The organism is Pseudomonas sp. EA_65y_Pfl2_P78, assembly GCF_963970495.1.
Classification (GTDB): domain Bacteria; phylum Pseudomonadota; class Gammaproteobacteria; order Pseudomonadales; family Pseudomonadaceae; genus Aquipseudomonas; species Aquipseudomonas baetica_A.
The window spans coordinates 20,062-44,014 of sequence record NZ_CAXAON010000013.1; the positions used below are offsets into that span (position 1 = coordinate 20,062).

The following is a 23,953-nucleotide window of genomic DNA, read 5'->3' on the forward strand; positions in this document are numbered from 1 at the left end:
GGTCTCAAGCTGCCTGTTTTGCCGTGACGAATGCCGCAAGGCTCGCCACGTTGGAGAAATGGTTACGGGTGTCTTTGGCATCAGCATCGATCTTGATGCCGTATTTTTTCTGGATCGCCAGACCCAGTTCCAGTGCGTCGACAGAGTCCAGGCCCAGGCCTTCGCCGAACAGTGTCTGATCGTCGTCAATGTCTTCAACGCTGATGTCTTCGAGGCCGAGGGCGTCGATGATCAGCTCTTTAATGTCCCGATGCAGATCGCTCATCTTGGGCGAGCTCCTTAATAAAGTAAGAGTGCAAATAATCGTTGAGCTTGCGCGAGGCCTGCGGTGCAGGCCCTTGCGCTGCGAATGTCTGTGGGTCTATATCGGCGCCGACACGAAAACTGAAGTGCACACGGCGACTGGGGATCCGATACCAGGGTTCGGCTTTGGTCAAAGTGGTCGGGCTGACGGTGATGATCACCGGCGTTAGGATCTTCGCACCCCGCAGGGCAATGGCTGCGGCGCCCCGATGAAAGGCGGGTGCCTGTCCCGGTTGCGTGCGCGTGCCTTCGGGGAAAATGATCAGGGTCTGGCCGTTTTGCAGAGACTCGGCGGCGGCATCGAGCATGTCCATGCTGCCGTCGTTGCTGATGTATTCGGTGCTGCGCAGCGGACCCCGGGTGAAGGGGTTTTCCCACAGGCTTTTCTTCACCACGCAATTGGCTTGACGCACGAGGCCGATGAGAAACACCACATCGATCAGCGACGGGTGGTTGGCGATGATCATTTGCCCCGGTCGGCCCAAACGTTCGGCACCTTGAATGTCGTAGGTCAGCACGCCGGAGCGGGTCATGAACCGTACGAAAAACCAGAACAGCCGACTGACGGTCTGCCTCGCACGCTGGCGGTGGGCCAAGGCATCGCCGGGCAGGCAGGCGAGCAGCGGAAACACCAGTACGCGCAGGCACAGTCCACCGAGCCCGAACAGCGCGAAACTGGCGGCGGTGGCGAGCAGGCGCCAGTAATAGGCGTCACGTTTTTTCTCGGTCATGGGTTGCGTTGCCAGGTCCATAGACGATTTTTCCAGGCATGTTGGCAATGGGGTTGTTGGCCGAGCAGGGTGCGCAACAGACTCAGTGCGTGGGGCCATTGTGCTTTGGACAGTGCTTGCGAGGTGCTGTTCAGGCTCAGCCGCCAGTCGGTACCGGGGGTCAGCAACAGACCGAGTGCGTACGGAAACGGCACATCGTCGATCCACTGCCAATAGGCTTCGGGCGGCTGTTCTTCGGTGATCACCAGCAACACCGCCGGGGCGCCTTCGTTCAGCAGAGCGGCGGCTTCAAGCATGCCGTGTTCGAGGCCGTCGCCCGCAGCGGCGAGGGCCGTCATTTCGCTGGTTTCGCCACGCATGATCGACCACAGGCCGATGATCGCGTTGTGCACCGACAGGCTGAACTGGGTCGGTGACAGCGGTTCGTCTTTGGCAAGATCACTGAGAATTTCGTAGGTGCGCGGGGTTTCGCCGTGGCGGGAGACGAACACCAGTGGCAGGTGTTCCCGTCCGTCGGCCAGCGGCCAGCCAACACTGAAGGCCATTCGGGCGAGGCGACTGAGTCGGCGCCGCTGCATGGCCGGCAAGAACGATACATCGGGCGCGGCATCACTGCTCTGGAGCTCGACCGGTTGTCGGCTCCAGGCCTGCCAGGCGTCCACGCTGTCGAGCCCCGGGGCCCACGCGCGCCATTGGGCGATGTTGAAGTTGATCACGGACGCTCATCCCGCCCCTGCGGGCTTCTGTTGACGCATTTTGAGTCGCCAAAGCCGCGGCGCAGATGAACCGACTGCGCTGGAGGTGGCGTGGCGCTTGGCGCCGGGTGGCGCGCATTATCCCGGTGCAAGGAGTGTGTAGCAAATGCTGGTTACATTTTGTGCAATGAAATGTACCGAGTGGTTCGCGACAAAACTGTCACTTGGCCATTATTCACATTGAATGCAGTCTGTCTGTCGGACATGTTGGTGTTTGATGGCGGTTTTTACGCTGCCTGTCGCCGGATATTGATGTATGACCTTGTAGTCCGTGTCGGTGAAGGTAGCGAAGCACGGTCGCCCGCATCTACACTCGGTCATTCTTTGATACACGGAGGTTTTGTCATGCGGCGCGTGGTGTTCAATCAGAAAGGTGGTGTAGGCAAATCCAGCATTGCCTGCAATCTGGCGGCGGTCAGCGCCAGCGAGGGTTATCGCACGCTGTTGGTGGATCTCGATGCCCAGGCCAACTCCACTCAGTATCTGACGGGGCTCACTGGCAACGACATCCCGATGGGTATTGCCGATTTCTTCAAGCAGACCCTGTCCTCGGGGCCCTTCTCGAAAAAGAATCAGGCGGATATCTACGAAACGCCGTTCGACAACCTGCACATCATCACCGCGACCGCCGAACTCGCGGACTTGCAGCCCAAGCTCGAAGCCAAACACAAGATCAACAAACTGCGTAAGTTGCTCGATGAGCTGTCGGAAGATTACGACCGGATCTACCTCGATACGCCGCCGGCGCTGAATTTTTATGCGGTATCGGCGCTGATTGCCGCAGATCGCGTACTGATTCCCTTCGATTGCGACAGCTTCTCGCGTCAGGCCCTGTACGGCTTGCTCGCGGAAATCCAGGAGTTGAAGGAAGACCACAACGAAGGGCTGGAAGTCGAGGGCATCGTGGTCAATCAGTTCCAGGCCCGGGCGAGTCTGCCGCAGCAGATGCTTGATGAACTGATCGCAGAAGGATTGCCGGTGCTGCCGGTGTATCTGAGCAGTTCGGTGCGCATGCGCGAGTCGCATCAGGCCAGCACACCGCTGATCCACCTCGATCCGCGACACAAGCTGACCCAGCAATTTGTTGAACTGCACAACCTGCTCGAAGACGCCTGAGGTTCTGAGACACACTTAGTCCCTGGTGCGGGCGAGCTTGCTCGCGAAATGGCCGTCACATTCAATACTTTAGTTGACGGATCCGACGCCTTCGCGAGCAAACCCGCTCCCACATGGGGTGTTGGGGTGTGTCAGATCCCTTGGCTGCGCAGCCAGCTCATCAACTGCGGCAGCGCAAACGCGCCACTCTGACGCGCCACTTCCCGGCCGTTCCTGAACAGAATCAGACTCGGAATCGAGCGAATCCCCAACTGCGCCGACAACTGCTGATTCGCCTCGTTATCAAGCTTGGCCAACCGGCACTTGCCCGCCAACTGCGCCGCCGCCTGCTCGAACACCGGCGCAAACGACTTGCACGGCCCGCACCAGTCGGCCCACACATCCACCAACAACGGCAGATCGCCCTTGATCTGGCTGGCGTAGTCGCCTTGCTTGAGTTCGAACGGTTTGCTCAACAGCACTGCGGATTTGCAGCGGCCGCACTTCGGCTGGTCGGTGAGGCGCTCGGCGGGGATGCGGTTAAGGCCGTTGCAGGAGGGGCAGGGGATCAGGAGTGGGTTGGTCATGTTCGGCTCGGAGAAGGTTTACGATGCGTACGCCTTATCTGGAGACGCACGAATCGCTTATCAAGATGGAGTCCAGCCCTTTAAGAAGAACAACTGATCTCCAAATGCTTGCCCCACTCCGGCGGCCGCTCTGCATAACTCTCCATCCCCGGCTGCTCCTCGAACGGCTTGCTCAGCACCGCATGCAAACGGCGCACCTCTGAGTAATCCCCTTGCTCAGCCGCATCGATGGCTTTCTGCGCCAGATAATTGCGCAGGATGTACAGCGGATTCACCGCGTGCATCCGCGCTCGGCGCTGTTCCTGATCACGCGTGCCTTCGCGGGCAACCCGCGCCACGTAACGCTCGCCCCAGGCATCGAAACCCTTGATATCGACGAAGTCGTCACGCAAGCGGGCGAGGGCCTGTTCCGGTGAGGTTTCACCCAAATGGCGGAAGAACAGCGTGTAATCGACGCCGCTGTTCTGCATCAGTTGCAGCAGGTTTTCCAGCAGCAATTGATCGTCATCTTCAGCGGTGGTGAAACCGAGTCGACGGCGCATCAGGTCCAGGTAATGCGCTTGAAACAGCGGCAGGTACAGGCCCAGGGCTTCGCGCAGGGCTTCGACGCTGATGAACGGCGTCAGCGCCTGAGCCAGTGCGCTGAGGTTCCACTGGCCGACGGGCACTTGATTGCTGAACGAGTAGCGGCCCTGATCGTCGGAGTGGTTGCAGATGAAGTTGGCGTCGAAATCATCAAGGAAGGCGAACGGGCCGAAGTCGAAGGTGATGCCAAGGATCGACATGTTGTCGGTGTTCATCACGCCGTGGCAGAAGCCGTAGGCCTGCCATTGGGCGATCAGTTCGGCGTTGCGCTCGGCGATTTCGCGGAACATCGCCAGATACGGTTCCGGTTGTTCCAGGCATTCGGGGAAATGCATCGCCAGTACGTGCTCGCCGAGTTGCTTCTGCTGCTCGGGGCGCTTGGTGTAGTAGAAATATTCGAAGTGGCCAAAGCGGATGTGGCTCGGCGCCAGACGCAGCACCATCGCCGCGCGCTCCTGCTTTTCGCGCCAGACCGGTGTGTCGGAACCGATCACGCAGGCTGCCCGCGACGAAGGAATGTTCAATGCGTACAGCGCTTCGGAAGCGAGGAACTCACGGATCGACGAACGCAGTACCGCACGGCCATCGCCCATGCGCGAAAACGGCGTCTGCCCGGCGCCCTTGAGGTGCAGGTCCCAGTGTTCGCCCGCCGCGTTGCAGACCTCGCCCAACAGCAAACCGCGCCCATCGCCCAGTTGCGGCGTATAGCCGCCGAACTGATGCCCGGAATAGATCATCGCCCGAGGTTCAGCGTCGGCCCACAGTTTGTGGCCGCCAAACAATTGGGCGAATTCCTCGGTTTCAGCCGTTGCCGGGTCGAGGTCCAGCAATGCCATGGCCGCGGCACTGGCGACGACCAGACGCGGATTGTCGATCGGCTCAGGCAGCACGTGGGCTGAGAACGCATCGCCTAGGCGGGCGAAGCGATTGTCGAAGGTCAGTTCGTCGAGGGCTTTCAAGGGCCGGCTCCAGCAGAATGTCCGAGCATTCTGCTGGGATTAGACCGGTTAGTCGAGTTTGGCCGGCGGCGGCTCTTGCAGTGGTTTTTCCCCGCCGACACCCGGCAAGGCGGTTTTGGTTTCCGGCTCGGCCGGCACCAGCTTGTATTCCTGGCCCTGGAGATTCTTCAGGTAAATCTCCATCTGGCGGAACGAGATGTTGATGTGATGCGTCTTGAACTCGCGGTTGATGAAGCGGTTGACCTCATCGATCACCGGGTTGCGGTCACCGAGATCGCGCACATGCATGCGCAGTTCATGGTCGAGGGTGCTTTCACCGAAGTTGAGGAAGTACACGTGCGGTTCGGGTTCTTTGAGCACTCGCGGGTTTTCCCGGGCGGCCTTGAGGAGCAGTTCCTTGACCAGGTCCAGGTCCGAACCGTAATCCACCCCCAGCTTGAGTGTGACCCGGGTAATGGTGTCGGTCAGCGACCAGTTGATCAGTTGCCCGGTGATGAACGTCTTGTTCGGGACAATGATGTCCTTGCGGTCGAAGTCGGTGATGGTCGTGGCGCGGATGCGGATTTTGCTCACCGTGCCCGACAGGTTGCCGATGGTGATGGTGTCGCCGATCCGGACCGGTCGTTCGAACAGGATCATGATGCCGGAGATGAAGTTGGCGAAGATCTCCTGCATGCCGAAACCGAGGCCGACCGACAGCGCCGCCACCAGCCACTGCAACTTGTCCCAGCTCACGCCGAGGGTCGACAGGGTCGAGACGAAGCCGACACCCGCGATCACATACGACAGCAGCGTCGTCGTCGCGTAGGCGCTGCCCTGGGCCAGATTGAGTTTCGACAGCACGAACACTTCAAGCAGGCCCGGCAGGTTGCGCGCCAGCGCGAAAGTGATGCCGATGATGATCAGTGCGCCGAGCATGTCGCCGATGCTGATCGGCACCATGCTCATGTTCGAGCCGGTGCCGCTGGTGTATTCGTAGAGGGTGATGTTGTCCAGGTACGAGAACACCGAGATCAGGTCCGACCAGACCCAGTACAGCGCGGCGATGAAACCGCCCAGCAGCGCCAGACGGATCAGGCGCAGCGACTGTTCGTTGACCTTTTCGATGTCCAGGGTCGGCTCTTCGATCACCGCTTCGCCTTCGCCGGCTTCTTTTGCGGCCTGGCGTTTGGCCAAGGCGCGCTGGTAAGCCAGACGCCTTGCTGCAACCGCCAGGCCACGGACGAAGGTGGCTTCGATCACCAGCCAGAACATCAGCAGATAGAGGGTGTTGATCAGGCGATCACTGAGTTTCAGGGCGGTGTAGTAGTAGCCGAAGCACACGGCGGTGAACAGGGCGATCGGCAGCAGGGTGAACATCACGCCGAGGGCTTTGCGAAACAGCGAGGTGTTTTCGTGGGCCGGGCTGCTGATCAGCAGACGACTGAGCAGCCATGCCATCAGGGCGTAGCAAATCAACACCACCGGCATGCCGAGTACGTCGTCGGCCAATGCTGCCGGTTGCAATTCGGCCACGGCGACCACCGCCACCAGCGCCAGGACCACCAGCCCCAGTCGCCGTACCCAGCCTTGAAGGAATTCGACCTGCGGTTTTTCCCAGCGAAAGTGCAGCTCCGCCACGCCGCCCGGCGCAAGAATCCGGTAAGCGGTGTAGAACACCAGCCACGCCTGCCCCATTTGTATCAACGCCGCGCCCATGTTGGTGTTCTGTCCGCGTGCATCGATCTGCAAGGCCAGACCGCACAGTGCCAGACCGAGCGCCACCGGCATCGCCAGCAGAATATTGATCAGAATCGCCTGCGGGGTATGCCATTGGCTGTCGCGTTTGAAGTGACCGATGTCCTGGTGAACCTTGTTCAGGCGCGCATACAGGTTTTTGCGGCGCAACAGCAGCGCGCCGATCAGCAGCGCCAGCGGCAGGAACAGCAACGGTCGCTGGGTCAGGCCGTCGGCCAGTTCGCTCAGGCTGGAAGCCCACGGCAGGGTGTCGACCTGACGCTTGAGGCGCTCCGGCACGCCGCGCATCCATTCCAGATCCAGCGGTTTGTTGCTCGGGATCCAGAACATCTGCTCGTCGAGCGTCGCGCGCAGGCTTTGCGCGGTGCTCAGCAGTTGCTTCTGATTGAGTTGCAGGGTGATCGATTCGTTGAGCACCGCGCTCAGTTCACGGTTCAGGCGCTCCAGCAAGTCGGCGCGGGTGTTGGCCAGATCCAGCAGGCTTTTGCGCAGTTGCGGGGTGACTTGTTCCGGCGGCTGGGTGGACAGCAGGTTATCGACGTAGGTCGACGGATTGCTCAGCAGCTCACGCTGTTGGCTGACTTCGAACTGATACAGGCGAATGTCGGCAATCTGGTCCGCCAGATCGCGGTCGACCTTCAAACGCGGCAGGGCCTGTTTCTGCTTGTAGAGAATCTTCGACAGCAACAGGCTGCCCTTGAGCACGTTGATCTGCTCGTCCAGAGCCGAATCGCTTTGGGTAAGGGTGTCGAGTTGCTGTTTGGTTTGCAGGTTCTGCTGGGTGACTTCGTTGAGGCGGTCGGTGCTTTTGAGCAAGTAGTCCGAGAGCTTCAGGTTGGCCGTGCTTTCGCTGGCGAGCAGGCTGCTGCCACCGGCCTTCTGCGCTTCGATCGACTGCTGGGTGACGGTTTCCTGAGACTGCGCCAGACGTTTCTGGTTGATCAGGGTTTGCAGTTCCTGAATCTCGTGGTCGAGGCGGTCGGATTTCTCCGAGAGCAGGTCGTGCCGGGAATTGCCCAGATCCTGCAACTGGCTGTTGCCGGCCAGTTCCTGACGGCGCAGCGGGATCAGCGCGTTCAGCGCCGCCAACTCAGCGTTCAATTGGTCGCGTTGCTCGCCGCTGATGGTTTTACCGCTGTCCTTGCCGGACTTGAGGATGTTGTTGATCTGCTGAATGCGCGTCTGGCTGGCGGAGATTTCCGCCTGGGCGCGCTCGGGACGAGTCTGCGCAGTGATGATCAGGCTGTTGGCGTCGGCCAGGGCTTTTTGCAGATCGCTCTGCTGGGTGGAGCGATCGGTGAGGATCTGTTCCAGTTGCTGAATCGACTCCTTGGGGAAACGCTGCGCCACCGGCACCACGCTACTGGCCTTGAGGCGCGTCAGTTCACGGGCGTTTTCGATGGTCTGTTTTGGCGCGGTCGCGAGTTGTTGCTTGAGGTCGATCAGTTTCTGTTCGTAATCACTTTTGTTGTTGAGCTGGTTGAGCGTGTTCTGCAGAACGGTTTGCAGGGTCTTTTTATCGGCATCCGGCAGTTTGCTGTCGGCGAGTTTATCCAGGCTGGCCTGCACGGCGTCGCTGGACGGCGGTTCGGCGGCGTAAAGCGGGCCGACAGTAAGACTCAGGCCCAGCAGGGCCGCGATAAACAAGGAGCGCAGGGTAGGCATAGAGACCGGTCAAGCAAGTGATAGTGGACGCAGTTTAGAGGAAGAGTCCGGGGCCCGGGCGACTTCCTTCGGGGAATCTGACGCCCACTTTGCCAATCTTGTTCCCGTCCATGACCGCGACGGTCCAGTGAGTGTTGTTCCACTCCACCTGGTCGCCCACGATGGGCGCGCCGCCGACCTTGTGGGCAATGAAGGCACCCAGGGTCATGTCGGGATCGATGCCCTCGGCCGGCAAGCCGTAGAGGGCTGCAACCGCTTTAAGCTGGGCGTCTCCTTCGAGCACGAAGTCGCCGAAGAAACGCAGGTCGAGGCCGCGTTGCGGTGCCTGACTGAAGAGTTTTCCGAGGGCCGGCAAGTTGTGTTCATGGCCGATAACACAGAGCAAATCATCGACCTCCAGCACCGTACTACCCGACGGATGGAGCAGTTGCTGACCACGGAAAAGGGCGGCAATACGCGTGCCTTCGGGCATTTTCAGTTCACGCAGGGGCGAACCGATGCACCATTTCTCCGCACCGAGCTTATAAACGAACAGCTCCCACTCACTGGTGATATGCACTTCCAGCGCGGACCGAGAGATCGGCGCGGGCTCGGGCGGCACCGTGACCTTGAGCCATTTGGCGACCCACGGCAGGCTCGTGCCCTGCACCAGCAGCGACACCAGCACGATGAAAAACGCGAGGTTGAAGTACAACTGCGCATGGGGCAGCCCGGCCATCAGCGGGAACACCGCCAGAATGATCGGCACCGCACCGCGCAGACCAACCCAGGAAATGAACGCTTTTTCGCGGCCATGGAACGCCTTGAACGGCAGCAGACCCACGATCACTGACAGCGGCCGCGCGAACAGAATCATCCACAGCGCCAGGCCCAGCGCGGGCAGGGCAATCGGCAGCAAATCGTGCGGCGTCACCAGCAAACCCAGTACCAGGAACATACCGATCTGTGCCAGCCACGCCATGCCGTCGAGCATGTGCAGGATGCCGTGGCGACTGCGCACCGGACGGTTACCGAGCACCAGGCCGCACAGGTAAACCGCGAGGAAGCCACTGCCGTGCAGCGCGTTGGTCAGGGCGAACACCGCCAGACCACCGGCGATCACCAGAATCGGATACAAGCCGGCGGCGAGGTTGATCCGGTTGACCAGTTGCAGCATCAGCCAGCCACCGCCCAGACCGATCACGCCACCGATGCCGAATTCGCGGATCAGGTGGGTCAGCAGGCTCCAGTGCAAGCCCGTCTGGCCGCTGGCGAGCATGTCGATCAGGGTCACGGTGAGAAACACCGCCATCGGGTCGTTGCTGCCGGATTCGATTTCCAGGCTGGCCGACACCCGTTCGTTCAGGCCTTTGCCGCCGAGCAGCGAGAACACGGCGGCGGCGTCGGTTGAGCCGACGATGGCGCCGATCAGCAAGCCCTGGATCAGGTTCAGATCGAACAGCCATGCGGCCGCCATGCCGGTCAGCCCGGTGGTGATCAGCACCCCGACCGTGGCCAGTGACAGCGCCGGCCATAACGCCACGCGGAAACTTGAAACCCGCGTGCGCAAGCCACCGTCGAGCAGGATCACCGCCAGTGCGAGGTTGCCGACCAGATAGGCCGTCGGGTAGTTATCGAAAATGATCCCGGCGCCATCCACCCCGGCGGTCATGCCGACCGCGAGAATAATGACCAGAATCGGGATGCCGAGACGGGATGAAAGTGAGCTGACGAGAATGCTCGCACCTACCAGCAACGCGCCGATCAAGAACAGGCTGTTGATGGTCGTCGCATTCAAAGGCAGTACTCCAGAAGCGTGAAGACGGGCACAAACTGACCATGCAGTCTGCGTGCCAGCGATTCTAACCTGTTGAAATGTGATGCTGTCAAAAAGGTTTTTACACCGAGGATGCCAGATCGTTCCCACGCTCCGCGTGGGGATGCCTCAATGGCCGCTCTGCGTGCGCGTTGGGGCGCGGAGCGTCCCGGGCTGCGTTCCCGCGCAGAGCGTGGGAACGATCAGTGCAGTGACGGCCATTGGCGCCGATCTTGCCGTTAGAGGCTGAAGCGCCCAACCATGTTGTTCAGATCCAGCGCCAATCGCGACAGCTCGTTGCTCGCCGCACTGGTCTGATTCGCCCCGGTGGCCGATTGCACCGACAGATCGCGGATGTTCACCAGGTTGCGATCCACTTCCCGTGCCACTTGCGCCTGTTCTTCGGCGGCGCTGGCGATCACCAGGTTGCGCTCGTTGATCTCGACGATGGCGGTGTTGATGGTGTCCAGCGACATTCCGGCACCACGGGCAATGTTCAGGGTCGATTCGGCGCGTTCAGTGCTGTTACGCATCGAGTCCACGGCGTGTTCGGTACCGCTTTGAATGCTGGCGATCATGCGTTCGATTTCGCTGGTCGACTGCTGAGTGCGATGGGCCAGGGCGCGAACTTCATCAGCCACTACCGCAAAACCACGCCCCGCCTCACCGGCACGCGCCGCTTCAATCGCCGCGTTCAGGGCCAGCAGGTTGGTCTGGTCAGCCAGACCACGGATCACGTCCAGCACTTTGCCGATGTCGCGGGATTCGTTGGCCAGGTCGCCGATCAACGTCGCGGTGCTCTGCACGTCGGCGCTCATGCGTTCGATGGCGCTGACGGTTTCCTGCACCAGGTCACGACCGTCGCCGGCCGAGGTAGTGGCGTTCTTCGAGGCTTCCGAGGTGCTGACCGCGTTGCGGGCAACTTCTTCAACCGCGCTGGTCATCTCGTTGACCGCGGTGGCGGCCTGTTCGATTTCATTGTTCTGCTGAGTCAGGCCACGGGCGCTTTCGTCGGTGACACTGTTGAGCTCTTCAGCGGCGGAGGCCAACTGCGTGGCCGAACCGGAAATCCGCTGCAGGGTGTCGCGCAGCTTGGACTGCATCTTGGCCATGGCCGCCAGCAGGCGCCCGGCTTCGTCGGAGCCGTCAACGTGGATCGGCTGGGTCAGGTTGCCTTCGGCGATGGTTTGCGCCGCTTCCAGAACCTTGGCAATGGGCTTGGTGATGCTGGTGGTCAGCAACCAGGCGAACAGCAAGGTCAGACCGGTAGCGATTACCAGCAGGGCGACCACCAGGTCGAACGCTGTAGCGTACTGCTCGGCCGCTTGCTCGTTGGTGTCGCGCACCTGTTTGTCGTTGATCTGCATCAACGTGTTAAGGGCGGTGTTCATCGCTTCGGAGTTGTTCAGCAACTCGGTGTTGAGCAAGTTGCGCAACTCATCCACCTGATTGTTGCGCGACAGGTTTTTCATCCGCTCTTCGATCTGGCGGTATTGCCCCTGCAACTGCACGTATTGATCATAGGTCGCACGCTCCTGAGCGCTGCCGATCAACGGCTCGTAAGCTGCCTGGGCCTTGCGGATCTGCGCGTTGCGCGTTTCCAGCAACTCCATGGTCTTCTGCTGAACGTCCGGTTCGCGGTTCACCAGCAAACGGTACGAGAGCACGCGCAGACGCAGCGTCAGTTGCGTGAACTCATCGAGGTTCTTGATGCTTGGCACGCTGTTGGAGGTGATGTCCTCGGCGGCGCCGCGGATTTTGCTCATCTGGTTCAGGGCGAACACGCCCAGGATCAGCATCAGGCCGCCGATCAAGGCAAAACCGGTGAAGGCCCGAGGGGCGATATTCATATTGCGAAGGGACATGTGCGGATACCGAAAAGGGCCGCATCCATGCGGGCTGAAACTGCTGTATGGATGACTTATCGGTCATGCGACTAAAGTCTTGAACCGGTGTGCGTATTTGTCGCACAGCCCCTCTGGCGACGAAGTGCAGGAACCAGATCGGCAGATCACAGTCTTTTAAACTCGCAGGAACGGTCGCCCACCAGGAAAATCAAGGCTTTGCGCCGGTTTAACCCTGGCATCTGTGGTGACTTTTCTTTATCGTACGCGCCCTTTGAAAAACGCTTGGAAGATCAAAATGTTGGAAGCATCCCTCAGCCAATTGGAACAGCTCGTCAGCGAACTGGTGCAACAGAACCAAACCCTTGCGCAAACCAACCAGACCCTGGCTACGGAACTGGCCCAGGCCAAGGATGAAAACGAGAGCCTGCAACTGAACCTGATGGAGCAGGAAGAGAAGCACGGCGCCACCGCAGCGCGCATCCAGGCACTGGTTGATCGCGTCAACGCAGGTCCCGTCAGCGCATGAACCACCAGACAGCAGGGGTAAAAGTCATCTCCATTCTTGGGGAGGACTATTCGATCAAGGCACCGGCCGGGGAAGAACAGACCCTGCTGGACGCGGCCATGATGCTCAAGGCTGCGCTGGAAGACACCAAACGCAAATACCCGACCCTGATCGGTGATCGTTTGCTGGTGCTGGCGGCAATGAATCTGTGCTCGCAGCAGATTGAAATGAAGAAGCAGCACCAGGAAGAACTCGACCGTTACCAAGAGCAAGTCAGCGCCACGGTCGACACCATCGCCAAGACCATCAATCAGGGCTGATGGCGTTGCGCACAACCAAAGAATAGATTGTCGGTTTAGTTGTATACAATCGGCATGGCTGTTGCATTGTTTCGGCCACTTATTCTTTGGGGGTGCTCCATGCAGTTGTGGCGACGCAGTATTCAATGGCAGCTGATTCTCAGCATGGGCACCGCCCTGCTGGTCAGTATCCTGATCGTGGTTGGCATTTATACCCTGGTGGTCAACCGCCTCGCCCAGAGCTATCTGGTCGAACAAGCGTTGCCGTCGAGCATCGAAGCGACGCGCAACGACATCGAACGTATCCTCGTTCAGCCCCTCACCGCCGCTAAAGACATCGCCAGCAATTCCATGGTCCGCGACTGGCTGGCCAATGGCGAAGACAGCAGCAAAACAGCGGCCTTCGCGCAGTATCTGGAGGGCATCCGCGCCGAACACAAGGCATTTACCGCTTTGATCATCGGCACCGACTCCAATCATTACATCACCGAAAAAGGCCTGGATCGCACCCTCAGTCGCGCCAAACCGGCCGATGCCTGGTTCTATTCCTTCCTCGACAGCACTCAGCCGCGCACCCTGAATATCGACAACGATGGCGCCACCGGAGAGCTGGCACTGTTCATCGATTTGAAGGTCGAGCAGGCCGGCAAAGTGGTCGGCGTCGCCGGACTTGGACTGAGCATGAAAGAACTGTCGCAGCTGATCCACAACTTCAGCTTTGGTGAGCGCGGCAAGGTCTATCTCGTGCGTTCCGACGGTTTGATCCAGGTCCATCCCGAGGCGCAGTTCAGTGGCAAACGCACCCTCACGGAGCAGATCGGTGCGGCGGCGGCGCAGTCAGTTCTCGGTCAAAAAAATGCGGTCAGCAGCAGCTTCCAGCGCGATGGCGAGGACTTCCTGGCGTTCAGCCTGCCTTTGCGCGATCTGGGCTGGACGTTGGTGGCCGAAGTGCCGCAGTCGCAGATCTACGCTGAAGCCCGGCGGGCGATGTGGCTCAGTGGCGGCATCGGGCTGGCGGTAGCGCTGGTGTGCCTGGCGCTGGTGGTGTGGTTGGCCCAGGGCTTGGTGCGACCGATTCGTCAGGTAACAGCCGCGCTGGTAGCCATCGGTAGCGGTGGTGGAGATTTGACCCACCGGTTAGATTCCAGTCGCGCCGATGAGCTGGGCGATCTTGCTCGCGGTTTCAACCGCTTCCTCGACAGTCAGCGCGGGATGATTGGCGAAGTGCTGGCCACCAGTGAGCGTTTGCGCACCGCCGTCGGCCAAGTGGCCAAGGTTGTGGATAACACCGCCGAGCGCTCTGGTCGTCAGCAGGAGATGACCGACATGGTCGCCACCGCCGTCCATGAAATGGGCCTGACCGTACAGGAAATCGCGCAAAACGCTGGCAACGCAGCGCTCGCCTCGCAAACGGCGCGCGATGAAGCCATGCAAGCGCGAGAAGTGGTCGGCGGCTCCATCCGGCATATAGAAAGCATGTCTGACGAGATCGGCGTGGCAGCGGGCGCTGTGGGAGAACTGGCGCATCAAGTGGCGTCGATCGACTCGGTGCTGGCGGTGATTCGCGGGGTCTCCGAACAGACCAACCTGCTGGCCCTCAACGCCGCCATTGAAGCGGCGCGCGCCGGGGACATGGGGCGTGGTTTTGCGGTGGTGGCGGACGAAGTGCGTACCTTGGCACGCCGCACGCAGGCATCCACCGACGAGATCCAGCAGATGATCGGCAACCTCAAGCAAGGCGCGGAAAACGCCGTGTCCTCGATGCGCACCGGTCAGGCAGCGACCGGCACCGGGGTTGAGTCGAGCCAGCGTACCGGGGCCTCGCTGACCGCGATTACCGGGCAGGTCGAGCGCATCAGCGACATGAACCATCAGGTGGCGACAGCGACGGAAGAGCAATCGGCGGTGACCGAAGAGATCAACCGAAACGTACAGGGCATTTCCGATCTGGCCCGGGCCACGGCGGGGGAGGTTCGGGCGTGTCGTGAGGATTGTCAGATGCTGCAGAAGCTGGCGGATGATCTGGCGCGGCAGATGGGTGGGTTCAAGTTGAGCTGAGTTCAGCCTTTTTTCAAAAGGACCGGCGCGCCTGGTATGGCGCGTCGGCGTGACCTTGGATCAGTTGTTTCACGCCAGAAGAATTTCCCGTCCGTAAAAGTCGATGCCACCAATAGTCTCCATGTAGAAAACGCGTTTCTCTTTGACTGTCCGCATGGCTTGATTGACGACATAGCTATCACCCACCGCCAGGGTCCTGAACATGTCGTCCTTGCTGAAGTCCGTCACGCTGACATAGCTGTTGTTCGGAGCGATGACGGTAACTTGATACCGCTCGCCTCTGAGGGTGTAACGTTTTCCGGTGATTCGCACTGCCTGGGGATCTTTCACAACATCATTGATTCTGGCGGAAAGTAGAAACTGGTCTTCAGTGAGATTCACATAAGGATCGATTTCGGTGACGGCCGTTTCATCGTTCAGCCCCGCACCGCCATAGACCACCGACCGCCATTGGTTGGCACTGAGCCGGGTGTAGTCTTTGTAAGAAACCCGGTTGGTGGTTTCGTACCGGTCTTCAGCACAAATGATCTCAAACATTCCTGCCGCCGTCGTTTCAACGCTCGGCGCGCCATTGTCGGGCGAGGTCGTGAGACTGATCTGCGACTTTTCATCCGAGAGGCGGTGATGGTTTTTGCTGATGACAATGGACTCGCTAGAATCCTTGTTCGTCCACACCGTACCGCTGCGCGCAGGCGCTTGGGAGATTGCGGCAAGGACGCAATAGTCCAGTGTCACAAGACCTGAGAGTTTGACGGTTTGGTCTACGAGAACATGTTCGCTCATGGTGTTTACTCGGATGAGGTAAGGGAAGCGGACGTTGGTGTCCGTACCTGCCGGGCAACTGCAAACTACATGTCGGGCGAAAACAGCCTATCTCCAGTTCCCGCTCTTCACACCTGTAAAACCTGACAGGTGTGAAGAGCGTTGAAGTGTGTTTGGGACATCGCATGGGCGATGATTCAGAACCAGGCGTCCTGCATGCCCAGACACGTTTCATCCCGCGCCTCGAGCAACGTCAGCTCATGGTGGCAGCCCGGCACTTCCCACGTCAGGAAATACCGCGCCGCCTGTAACTTGCCCTTATAAAAATCAGCATCCGCCGCCTGACCTTTGGCCAGGCCTTCCTCGGCGCGAATCGCCTGCTCCAGCCAGCGCCAGCCAATCACCGTGTGCCCGAACACTTTCAGGTACAGCGCCGAATTCGCCAAGCTGCTGTTGACCTTGCCTTGCGCCAGATCGGTCAGCAAGCCAATGGTCACCACTTGCAGGCGCGCGACCAGTTTCTCCAGCGGCTCACGCAATGCGGTTAACGATTCGTACGCGGTGGCGCGTTCGGCGGTGTCGGCGATCAACCGGATCAATTGCTTGAGCCCTGCGCCACCGTTCTGCGCCAGTTTGCGCCCGAGCAAGTCCAGCGACTGAATGCCGTGGGTGCCTTCGTGGATCGGGTTCAAACGGTTGTCGCGGTAGTACTGCTCCACCGGATATTCGCGGGTGTAACCGTGACCGCCGAGGATCTGGATCGCCAGTTCATTGGCCTTCAGGCAGAACTCCGACGGCCAGGATTTGACGATCGGCGTCAGCAAATCCAGTAGCTCATGGGCCTGTTTGCGCTCGGTTTCGGTTTCCAGTGTTGTGGTGTCATCGAACAACCGCGCGGCGTACAGGCCGAGGTCAAAAGCCCCCTCAACGTAGGATTTTTGCGTCAACAGCATGCGTCTGACATCGGCGTGCTGAATGATCGCCACCGGCGCCGTGGTCGGGTCTTTGCTGTCCGGGACGCGACCTTGCGGGCGTTCGCGCGCGTACTCCAGCGAGTAGAGATAGCCGGCGTATCCGAGCATCACTGCGCCCATGCCGACGCCGATCCGCGCTTCGTTCATCATCTGGAACATGTAACTCAAACCGTGATGCGGTTTGCCCACCAGATAGCCGACACACTCCCCGTTATCGCCGAAGTTCAGCGCGGTGGACGTCGTGCCGCGCCAGCCCATCTTGTGAAACAGCCCGGCCAGCAATACGTCGTTGCGTTTACCCAGGCTGCCATCATCGTTGACCAGAAACTTGGGCACGATAAACAGCGAGATGCCTTTCACGCCCGCCGGTGCGTCCGGCAGTTTGGCCAGCACCATGTGCACGATGTTTTCCGACAGCGGGTGGTCGCCGCCAGAAATGAAGATCTTGTTGCCCTTGAGGCGATAAGTGCCGTCGGACGAAGGTTCGGCACGGGTACGAATATCCGACAGCGATGAGCCCGCATGCGGCTCGGTGAGGGCCATGGTGCCGAAGAAACGGCCGTCGATCATTGGCTGCAGGAAGCGCTGTTTCTGTTCTTCGGTGCCGAAGCTCTCGATCAGATTCGCCGCGCCCATGGTCAGGAACGGGTACGAAGTCGAAGCCGCGTTGGCCGACTGGAAGTGCGCAAAGCAGGCTTGGGAAAGCAGGGTCGGCAGTTGCATGCCACCGGCATCGAAACTGCGCGCGGCGTTGAGAAAACCCGCTTCAAGGAAGGCATCCACCGCCGGTTTCACCTCGGGAATCAGAATCGCCTGGCCGTTCTCGTAGCGCGGTTCGTTCTCGTCGCCCTTGCGGTTGTGCGGCGCGAAGTATTTCTCGGCGATGTTGCGCGCCGTACCGATGGCGGCATCGAAGGTCTCGCGGTTGTGCTCGGCAAAACGCTCGCGCCGGGTCAGGCCCTCGGCATCGAGGACTTCGTACAGTTCGAAAGCCAGATTGCGGGAACTGAGCAGCGACTCGGACATGGCGGCCTACCTGAAATTGGGGTTGGGCCGAGTCTAGGCTGGGGAATAAAGGCTGAACAGGATGATTGATGGCAGTGATGCAGGAATGAGGGCAACACTAATCAAATGTGGGAGCGGGCTTGCTCACGAATGCGGTGGGTCAGGCAACATTGATGTCGACTGATCCTCCGCATCCGCGAGCAAGCCCGCTCCCACAGGGGAATGACATTCCAGGCAAGCATTGCGGTTGCCTGGAGTGACAGCGTGTTAACCGATCGTCATCAGGCTGGCGTTACCACCCGCCGCCGCCGTGTTGACGCTCAACGCCCGTTCAATCACCAGACGCTCCAGCGCAATGTTGGTCTCGCCCTGGGACAAGCCCTGAACCCCGACAATCGCGCCGGCGCGCTTGGCGATTTGCTGGCAAACGCCGCGCAACTGATCGGAATGGCCGTGATGCAGAACCGCATCAAACACCACCTCGTCCTTGTTCCAGTCAGCAACCCGGTTGATTCGCGCCTGAATCTCCTTGGGCAGACGTGCGTACAACGCCTTGCTGATGTCGGATTCCGGCCAAACCGCCGAACCGCCCACCGCCAATACCGCCGCCAGTTGCGTCAGCAGATCGCCTTCGACGTCCGCCAGGCACAGCACGTGCTCGCGTGGCAGGATCGCGTAGCTGTTCTTCTCGCCGGTCGGGCCCGCGAGAACGCGGGTGATGCCGCTCTGCGATTGCGCGGCGTACTGCGCGCACAGCGTGCTCAGTTGCGCGTACTTGTTGCTTTCAGCCCAGGTTTTAAGGGCGGCCAGCGGCTTGCTCATGGCGTCGCGCAAACGAACGTCCGGCGCGACGACTGCATCACCGCGAGCGAAGGATTGCTCGATGGCGTCGGTAGGACGCGTCGACAGCAAGCGGTACAGATACAGCGGGCCACCAGCCTTCGGACCGGTCCCCGACAAGCCTTCGCCGCCGAACGGCTGCACGCCGACCACGGCACCGACAATGTTGCGGTTGACGTAGACGTTACCGGCGTTGACGTTGTCGATCACCTTGGCGATGGTCTCGTCGATGCGGGTGTGCACGCCGAGGGTCAGGCCGTAGCCGGAAGCGTTGATCTGACCGATCAACTGGTCGATCTCTTTACGCTTGTAGCGAACCACGTGCAGCACCGGACCGAAGATCTCGCGCTGCAGTTCGTCGAAGCTTTCCAGTTCGATCAAGGTCGGCATGACGAAGGTGCCGCGTTTGACTTCTTCGGTGTCGGCGATCGCCACCTGGTAAACGTTACGACCTTTGTCGCGCATGCCCTGGATGTGCTTGTCGATGCCAGCCTTGGCTTCGGCGTCGATCACCGGGCCGATGTCCACGGACAGGCGCTCAGGGTTGCCGAGTCGAGCCTCGGCCATCGCGCCTTTGAGCATTTCGATGACGCGATCGGCGGAATCTTCCTGCAAGCACAGCACGCGCAGTGCCGAGCAACGCTGACCGGCGCTGTCGAAGGCCGAGGACACCACATCAATGACGACTTGTTCGGTGAGTGCCGAGGAGTCGACGATCATCGCGTTCTGGCCGCCGGTTTCAGCGATCAGCGGAATCGGGCGGCCCTGGCTGTCGAGACGGCCAGCGATGTTGCGTTGCAGCAGGCGCGCCACTTCGGTGGAGCCGGTGAACATCACGCCTTTGACGCGCTCGTCACCGACCAGACCGGCACCGACGGTTTCACCGCGGCCCGGCAGCAGTTGCAGCACGCCTTCCGGAATACCGGCTTCGAGCAGCAAACGCACGGCTTGCGCGGCGACCAGCGGGGTTTGCTCCGCAGGTTTGGCCAAGACCGGGTTACCCGCAGCCAGTGCCGCAGCGACCTGACCGCTGAAGATCGCCAGCGGGAAGTTCCAAGGGCTGATGCACACCACCGGGCCCAGTGGACGGTGGGCGTCGTTGCTGAAATCGTTGCGCGCCTGCACCGCGTAATAACGCAGGAAGTCGACCGCTTCACGGACTTCGGCGATGGCGTTGGCGAAGGTCTTGCCGGCTTCACGGGCCAGCAGGCCCATCAGCGGCTGAATCTCGCCTTCCATCAGGTCAGCGGCACGTTCCAGAATCGCGGCGCGTTCGGCGGGCGGGGTAGCCTGCCAGATCGGCGCAGCGTTCAGGGCGCATTGAATCGCGTTGTCGACGTCTTCGACGGTGGCTTCCTGCACATGACCGACCACATCGCGGTGATCCGACGGGTTCAGCACCGCTGCCGGCGTTTCGTTGCTGGAAGCGCAGCCGAGCATCGGCGCCGCTTTCCAGTCGTTGTGCGCGGTCGCGAGCAGGGCGCAGGACAGCGACGCCAGACGATGTTCGTTGGCCATGTCGATGCCGCTGGAGTTGGCGCGCTCGGCGCCATACAAGTCACGCGGCAGTGGAATGCGCGGATGCGGCAGGCCGAAACCACCTTCCACGGTTGCCATTTGCTCGATCTGAGCCACTGGATCGGCCACCAGCTCCTGAATCGAGATCGACTGGTCGGCGATGCGGTTGACGAACGAAGTGTTCGCGCCGTTTTCCAGCAGACGACGGACCAGATAAGCGAGCAGCGTTTCGTGGGTACCGACCGGCGCGTACACGCGGCACGGACGGTTCAGCTTGCCGTCGGAAACTTTGCCGACAACCTGCTCGTAGAGCGGTTCGCCCATGCCGTGCAGGCACTGGAACTCGTACTGCCCCGGGTAATAGTTCTGACCGGCAATGTGGTAAATGGCCGACAGGGTGTGGGCGTTGTGCGTGGCGAACTGCGGGTAGATGACTTCCGGCACCGACAGCAGTTTGCGTGCGCAGGCGATGTAGGAAACGTCGGTGTACACCTTGCGGGTGTAGACCGGATAGCCTTCCAGACCTTCGACCTGGGCACGCTTGATTTCGCTGTCCCAGTACGCGCCTTTCACCAGGCGGATCATCAGGCGGTGACGGCTGCGGCGCGCCAGATCGATCACGTAATCAATCACGTACGGGCAACGCTTCTGATACGCCTGGATGACGAAACCGATACCGTTCCAGCCCGTCAGTTGCGGTTCGAAGCACAGGCGCTCGAGCAGATCCAGCGACAGTTCCAGACGGTCGGCTTCTTCGGCGTCGATGTTCAGGCCGATGTCGTATTGCTTGGCCAGCAGGGTCAGCGACAGCAGGCGTGGGTACAACTCTTCCATCACGCGCTCGTACTGCGCACGGCTGTAACGCGGGTGCAGTGCCGACAGCTTGATGGAAATGCCCGGGCCTTCATAAATCCCACGACCGTGGGAGGCTTTGCCGATCGAGTGAATGGCTTGTTCGTACGACGCAAGGTACTTCTGCGCGTCGTGTTCGGTGAGTGCGGCTTCACCGAGCATGTCGTAGGAATAACGGAAGCCCTTGGCTTCGAACTTGCTCGCGTTGGCCAAGGCTTCGGCGATGGTTTCGCCGGTCACGAACTGCTCGCCCATCAGGCGCATGGCCATGTCGACGCCCTTGCGGATCATCGGCTCGCCGCTCTTGCCGATGATGCGGCTCAGGGACGACGTCAGGCCGGCTTCGTTGTGCGTGGACACCAGCTTGCCGGTCAGCAGCAGGCCCCAAGTGGCCGCGTTGACGAACAGCGAAGGGCTGTTGCCCAGATGCGGATGCCAGTTGCCGGTGCTGATCTTGTCGCGGATCAACGCGTCGCGAGTGCCTTTGTCCGGGATGCGCAGCAGCGCTTCGGCCAGGCACATCAGCGCCACGCCTTCCTGGGAGGACAGGGAGAATTCCTGCAGCAGGCCCTGAACAATGCCTGCACGACCGCCGGCACTCTTCTGGTTACGCAGTTTTTCCGCGATGGTCGCGGCGAGCTTATTGGTGGCCTCGGCCATCGTTGCCGGCAGGCGTGCCTGCTCGATCAGCATCGGCACCACTTCCGGCTCAGGGCGACGGTAAGCGGCGGTGATCGAAGCACGCAGTACCGATTGCGGCAGGATGCTTTCAGCGAATTCGAGGAAGCACTGGTGGGCGTGATCGGTGTGGACTTCGCCCGCGTCATCGGCGTCCTTGGCGCTCAGGCCGTTCAGCTCGGTCAGGGTTGCACCACCCTCGAGTTTTTCCAGGTAATTGAAAATTGCCTGCTTGATCAGCCAGTGCGGCGTGCGATCAATCGAGGTTGCGGCCGCCTTCAGGCGCTCGCGGGTTGGGTCATCGAGTTTGACCCCAAGGGTGGTGGTAGCCATATTTTTATCCTCATGGTTGCCACAGTTGCGTGGCATCAGCTGGCGGCAAGATTAGCCGCGCGTTGAAAGAGGTGCAACCGGGTGCAACCCTTTTTTGTCGGAAAAACAGGCAGTTCGTCAGGAATTGCTTTCTGGCACGAAAGGGCTGCCCCTGCTTGGTGCTTTTGCTTCTAGCCAAGCGCCATGACTGCCACAAAAGGGAGCAAAAACGGGGCGATTGTCGATAAATCCGACTAGGTGCAACTTATTCGGTCGAAACTGGTTGCACCTTATTTGATTTGTTGCATAGCATTCGCGCCCAAGGTGCAACCGGGATACCCGGTGTACCGGCTGGTGGCTTTCCTGGGGAAACATCAGTCCTAAATGCGCGGGATACGGAATCGTCTGCCAAACTTAGTCGTTTGCGCACGATTCACCACCGCTGCTACATAAAAACAAAGCCAGGGCGTAACTCAATGAGCGTAAGCAATCCAACCCTGATCACGTTCGTGATCTACATCGCAGCAATGGTGCTGATCGGCTTGATGGCCTATCGTTCCACCAACAACCTTTCTGACTATATTCTTGGCGGCCGCAGCCTGGGCAGTGTCGTAACGGCTCTGTCTGCCGGTGCTTCCGACATGAGTGGCTGGTTGCTGATGGGCCTGCCGGGCGCCATCTACATGTCCGGTCTGTCTGAAGGCTGGATCGCCATCGGTCTGGTGATCGGTGCCTACCTGAACTGGCTGTTCGTCGCCGGCCGTCTGCGTGTGCAGACCGAGCACAACGGCGATGCCTTGACCCTGCCGGACTACTTCGCCAGCCGTTTCGAAGACAAAAGCGGCCTGCTGCGGATCATCTCGGCGATCGTGATTCTGGTGTTCTTCACCATCTACTGTGCTTCCGGCATCGTGGCCGGCGCCCGTCTGTTTGAAAGCACCTTCGGCATGTCCTACGAGACGGCGCTGTGGGCCGGTGCTGCGGCGACGATTGCCTACACCTTTATTGGCGGTTTCCTCGCGGTGAGCTGGACTGACACCGTGCAAGCCACGCTGATGATCTTCGCTCTGATCCTCACGCCGATCATCGTGCTGCTGGCGACCGGTGGCGTCGACACCACGTTCCTGGCCATCGAAGCCAAGGACCCAAGCAACTTCGACATGCTCAAGGGCACCACTTTCATCGGCATCATCTCGTTGATGGGCTGGGGTCTGGGCTACTTCGGTCAGCCTCACATCCTCGCGCGTTTCATGGCCGCTGATTCGGTGAAATCGATTGCCAAGGCTCGCCGCATCTCCATGACCTGGATGATCCTGTGCCTGGCCGGCACCGTGGCGGTTGGCTTCTTCGGTATCGCTTACTTCTCGGCGCACCCGGAAGTGGCGGGCGCCGTCACCGAGAACCCTGAGCGTGTGTTCATCGAACTGACCAAAATCCTGTTCAACCCATGGGTTGCCGGTGTCCTGTTGTCGGCGATCCTGGCGGCAGTGATGAGTACCCTGAGCTGCCAGTTGCTGGTGTGCTCCAGTTCTTTGACTGAAGACTTCTACAAAACCTTCTTGCGCAAATCCGCTTCGCAGAAGGAACTGGTCTGGGTCGGTCGCACCATGGTGCTGCTGGTCGCATTGATCGCTATCGGTCTGGCGTCCAATCCGGATAACCGTGTACTGGGTCTGGTGTCCTACGCCTGGGCCGGTTTCGGTGCCGCGTTTGGTCCGGTTGTACTGATCTCGGTGATCTGGAAAGGCATGACCCGTGACGGCGCACTGGCCGGTATCCTGGTCGGCGCGATCACCGTGGTGGTCTGGAAGCATTTCGAGCTGATGGGTCTGTACGAAATCATCCCGGGCTTCATCTTCGCCAGCCTGGCGATCTACATCGTCAGCAAACTGGGCGAGCCAACCAAAGGCATGGTGCAGCGCTTCGAAGCGGCGGAAAAAGATTTCCACCTGAACAAGTGATTGCACTGAGCTGAGGCTCACAGAAAACGGCCCGACTCCTACAAGAGGCGGGCCGTTTTTTTGTGCCTGCAATTTCTCAAGACCATTGGATAACCCAGTGTTTGAGGGATGAGTCTGTAGTCGGATGCGC

At 60.2% G+C, this 23,953-nt stretch carries 16 protein-coding genes and 1 pseudogene; 5 read left to right on the forward strand and 12 right to left on the reverse strand.

The genetic code is table 11. The annotated features are described in order from the left end of the window. Positions 1 to 4: 4 nt before the first annotated feature. The 3 genes from AACY02_RS12800 to AACY02_RS12810 are packed head-to-tail and all read right to left on the reverse strand — an operon-like array spanning position 5 to position 1,750. A complete protein-coding gene (locus AACY02_RS12800; protein WP_339432240.1) occupies positions 5 to 265 on the reverse strand; it encodes a phosphopantetheine-binding protein in 261 nt (86 codons plus the stop codon). Beyond that, entirely contained in the window at positions 240 to 1,055 is an 816-nt protein-coding gene (locus tag AACY02_RS12805; RefSeq protein WP_339432241.1) for a lysophospholipid acyltransferase family protein, read from the reverse strand. Before AACY02_RS12805 ends, AACY02_RS12800 begins: the two co-directional genes overlap by 26 nt. Continuing rightward, entirely contained in the window at positions 1,031 to 1,750 is a 720-nt protein-coding gene (locus tag AACY02_RS12810) for a beta-ketoacyl synthase chain length factor (protein ID WP_339432242.1), read from the reverse strand. Before AACY02_RS12810 ends, AACY02_RS12805 begins: the two co-directional genes overlap by 25 nt. Positions 1,751 to 2,134: 384 nt before the next feature. Between AACY02_RS12810 and AACY02_RS12815 the strand changes: the two genes are divergently transcribed. Further along, complete coding sequence (locus AACY02_RS12815; protein WP_339432243.1) at positions 2,135 to 2,905, forward strand: ParA family protein; 771 nt, start codon at positions 2,135 to 2,137, stop codon at positions 2,903 to 2,905. A gap of 131 nt (positions 2,906 to 3,036) precedes the next feature. On the opposite strand, the gene trxC is transcribed toward AACY02_RS12815, so the two are convergent. From trxC to AACY02_RS26000, 6 genes and pseudogenes are all read right to left on the reverse strand, one after another. Further along, complete coding sequence (trxC, locus tag AACY02_RS12820; RefSeq protein ID WP_339432244.1) at positions 3,037 to 3,471, reverse strand: thioredoxin TrxC; 435 nt, start codon at positions 3,469 to 3,471, stop codon at positions 3,037 to 3,039. Between the two features lie 80 nt (positions 3,472 to 3,551). Further along, on the reverse strand, positions 3,552 to 5,015 hold the full coding sequence (gene selO / locus AACY02_RS12825; protein WP_339432245.1) for a protein adenylyltransferase SelO: 1,464 nt from the start codon (positions 5,013 to 5,015) through the stop codon (positions 3,552 to 3,554). 48 nt (positions 5,016 to 5,063) lie between these two features. Then, positions 5,064 to 8,417: a mechanosensitive channel MscK gene (gene mscK, locus AACY02_RS12830; protein WP_339432246.1), complete on the reverse strand. Its 3,354-nt coding sequence runs from the start codon at positions 8,415 to 8,417 to the stop codon at positions 5,064 to 5,066. 34 nt (positions 8,418 to 8,451) lie between these two features. Beyond that, complete coding sequence (locus AACY02_RS12835) at positions 8,452 to 10,194, reverse strand: potassium/proton antiporter (protein ID WP_339432247.1); 1,743 nt, start codon at positions 10,192 to 10,194, stop codon at positions 8,452 to 8,454. Between the two features lie 257 nt (positions 10,195 to 10,451). Continuing rightward, positions 10,452 to 11,324, reverse strand: a complete 873-nt coding sequence (locus AACY02_RS25995) for a methyl-accepting chemotaxis protein (RefSeq protein WP_401160581.1) — start codon at positions 11,322 to 11,324, stop codon at positions 10,452 to 10,454. 30 nt (positions 11,325 to 11,354) lie between these two features. Next, a pseudogene (locus tag AACY02_RS26000) lies at positions 11,355 to 12,077 on the reverse strand (MCP four helix bundle domain-containing protein); the annotation flags it as partial. A gap of 277 nt (positions 12,078 to 12,354) precedes the next feature. Here AACY02_RS26000 and AACY02_RS12845 point away from each other — a divergent pair. The 3 genes from AACY02_RS12845 (at position 12,355) to AACY02_RS12855 (ending at position 14,921) form a co-directional block, all read left to right on the forward strand. After that, a complete protein-coding gene (locus tag AACY02_RS12845; RefSeq protein WP_339432249.1) occupies positions 12,355 to 12,585 on the forward strand; it encodes a hypothetical protein in 231 nt (76 codons plus the stop codon). Beyond that, entirely contained in the window at positions 12,582 to 12,884 is a 303-nt protein-coding gene (locus AACY02_RS12850) for a cell division protein ZapA (RefSeq protein ID WP_339432250.1), read from the forward strand. Before AACY02_RS12845 ends, AACY02_RS12850 begins: the two co-directional genes overlap by 4 nt. 99 nt (positions 12,885 to 12,983) lie before the next feature. Then, a complete protein-coding gene (locus AACY02_RS12855; RefSeq protein ID WP_339432251.1) occupies positions 12,984 to 14,921 on the forward strand; it encodes a methyl-accepting chemotaxis protein in 1,938 nt (645 codons plus the stop codon). A gap of 69 nt (positions 14,922 to 14,990) precedes the next feature. Here the strand turns inward: AACY02_RS12855 and AACY02_RS12860 are convergent, their stop codons facing one another. The 3 genes from AACY02_RS12860 to putA form a co-directional block, all read right to left on the reverse strand. Continuing rightward, the gene (locus AACY02_RS12860; protein WP_339432252.1) at positions 14,991 to 15,704 is read right to left on the reverse strand and encodes a hypothetical protein; all 714 of its coding nucleotides are present in this window, start codon (positions 15,702 to 15,704) and stop codon (positions 14,991 to 14,993) included. 176 nt (positions 15,705 to 15,880) lie between these two features. Further along, positions 15,881 to 17,683 carry an acyl-CoA dehydrogenase gene (locus tag AACY02_RS12865; protein WP_339432253.1) on the reverse strand — a complete coding sequence of 601 codons (1,803 nt, stop codon included), beginning with the start codon at positions 17,681 to 17,683 and terminating at the stop codon, positions 15,881 to 15,883. Between the two features lie 246 nt (positions 17,684 to 17,929). Beyond that, a complete protein-coding gene (putA, locus tag AACY02_RS12870) occupies positions 17,930 to 21,883 on the reverse strand; it encodes a trifunctional transcriptional regulator/proline dehydrogenase/L-glutamate gamma-semialdehyde dehydrogenase (protein WP_339432254.1) in 3,954 nt (1,317 codons plus the stop codon). A gap of 455 nt (positions 21,884 to 22,338) precedes the next feature. Here putA and putP point away from each other — a divergent pair, with 455 nt between their 5' ends. Then, the gene (gene putP / locus AACY02_RS12875; protein ID WP_339432255.1) at positions 22,339 to 23,823 is read left to right on the forward strand and encodes a sodium/proline symporter PutP; all 1,485 of its coding nucleotides are present in this window, start codon (positions 22,339 to 22,341) and stop codon (positions 23,821 to 23,823) included. Positions 23,824 to 23,953 lie beyond the last annotated feature (130 nt).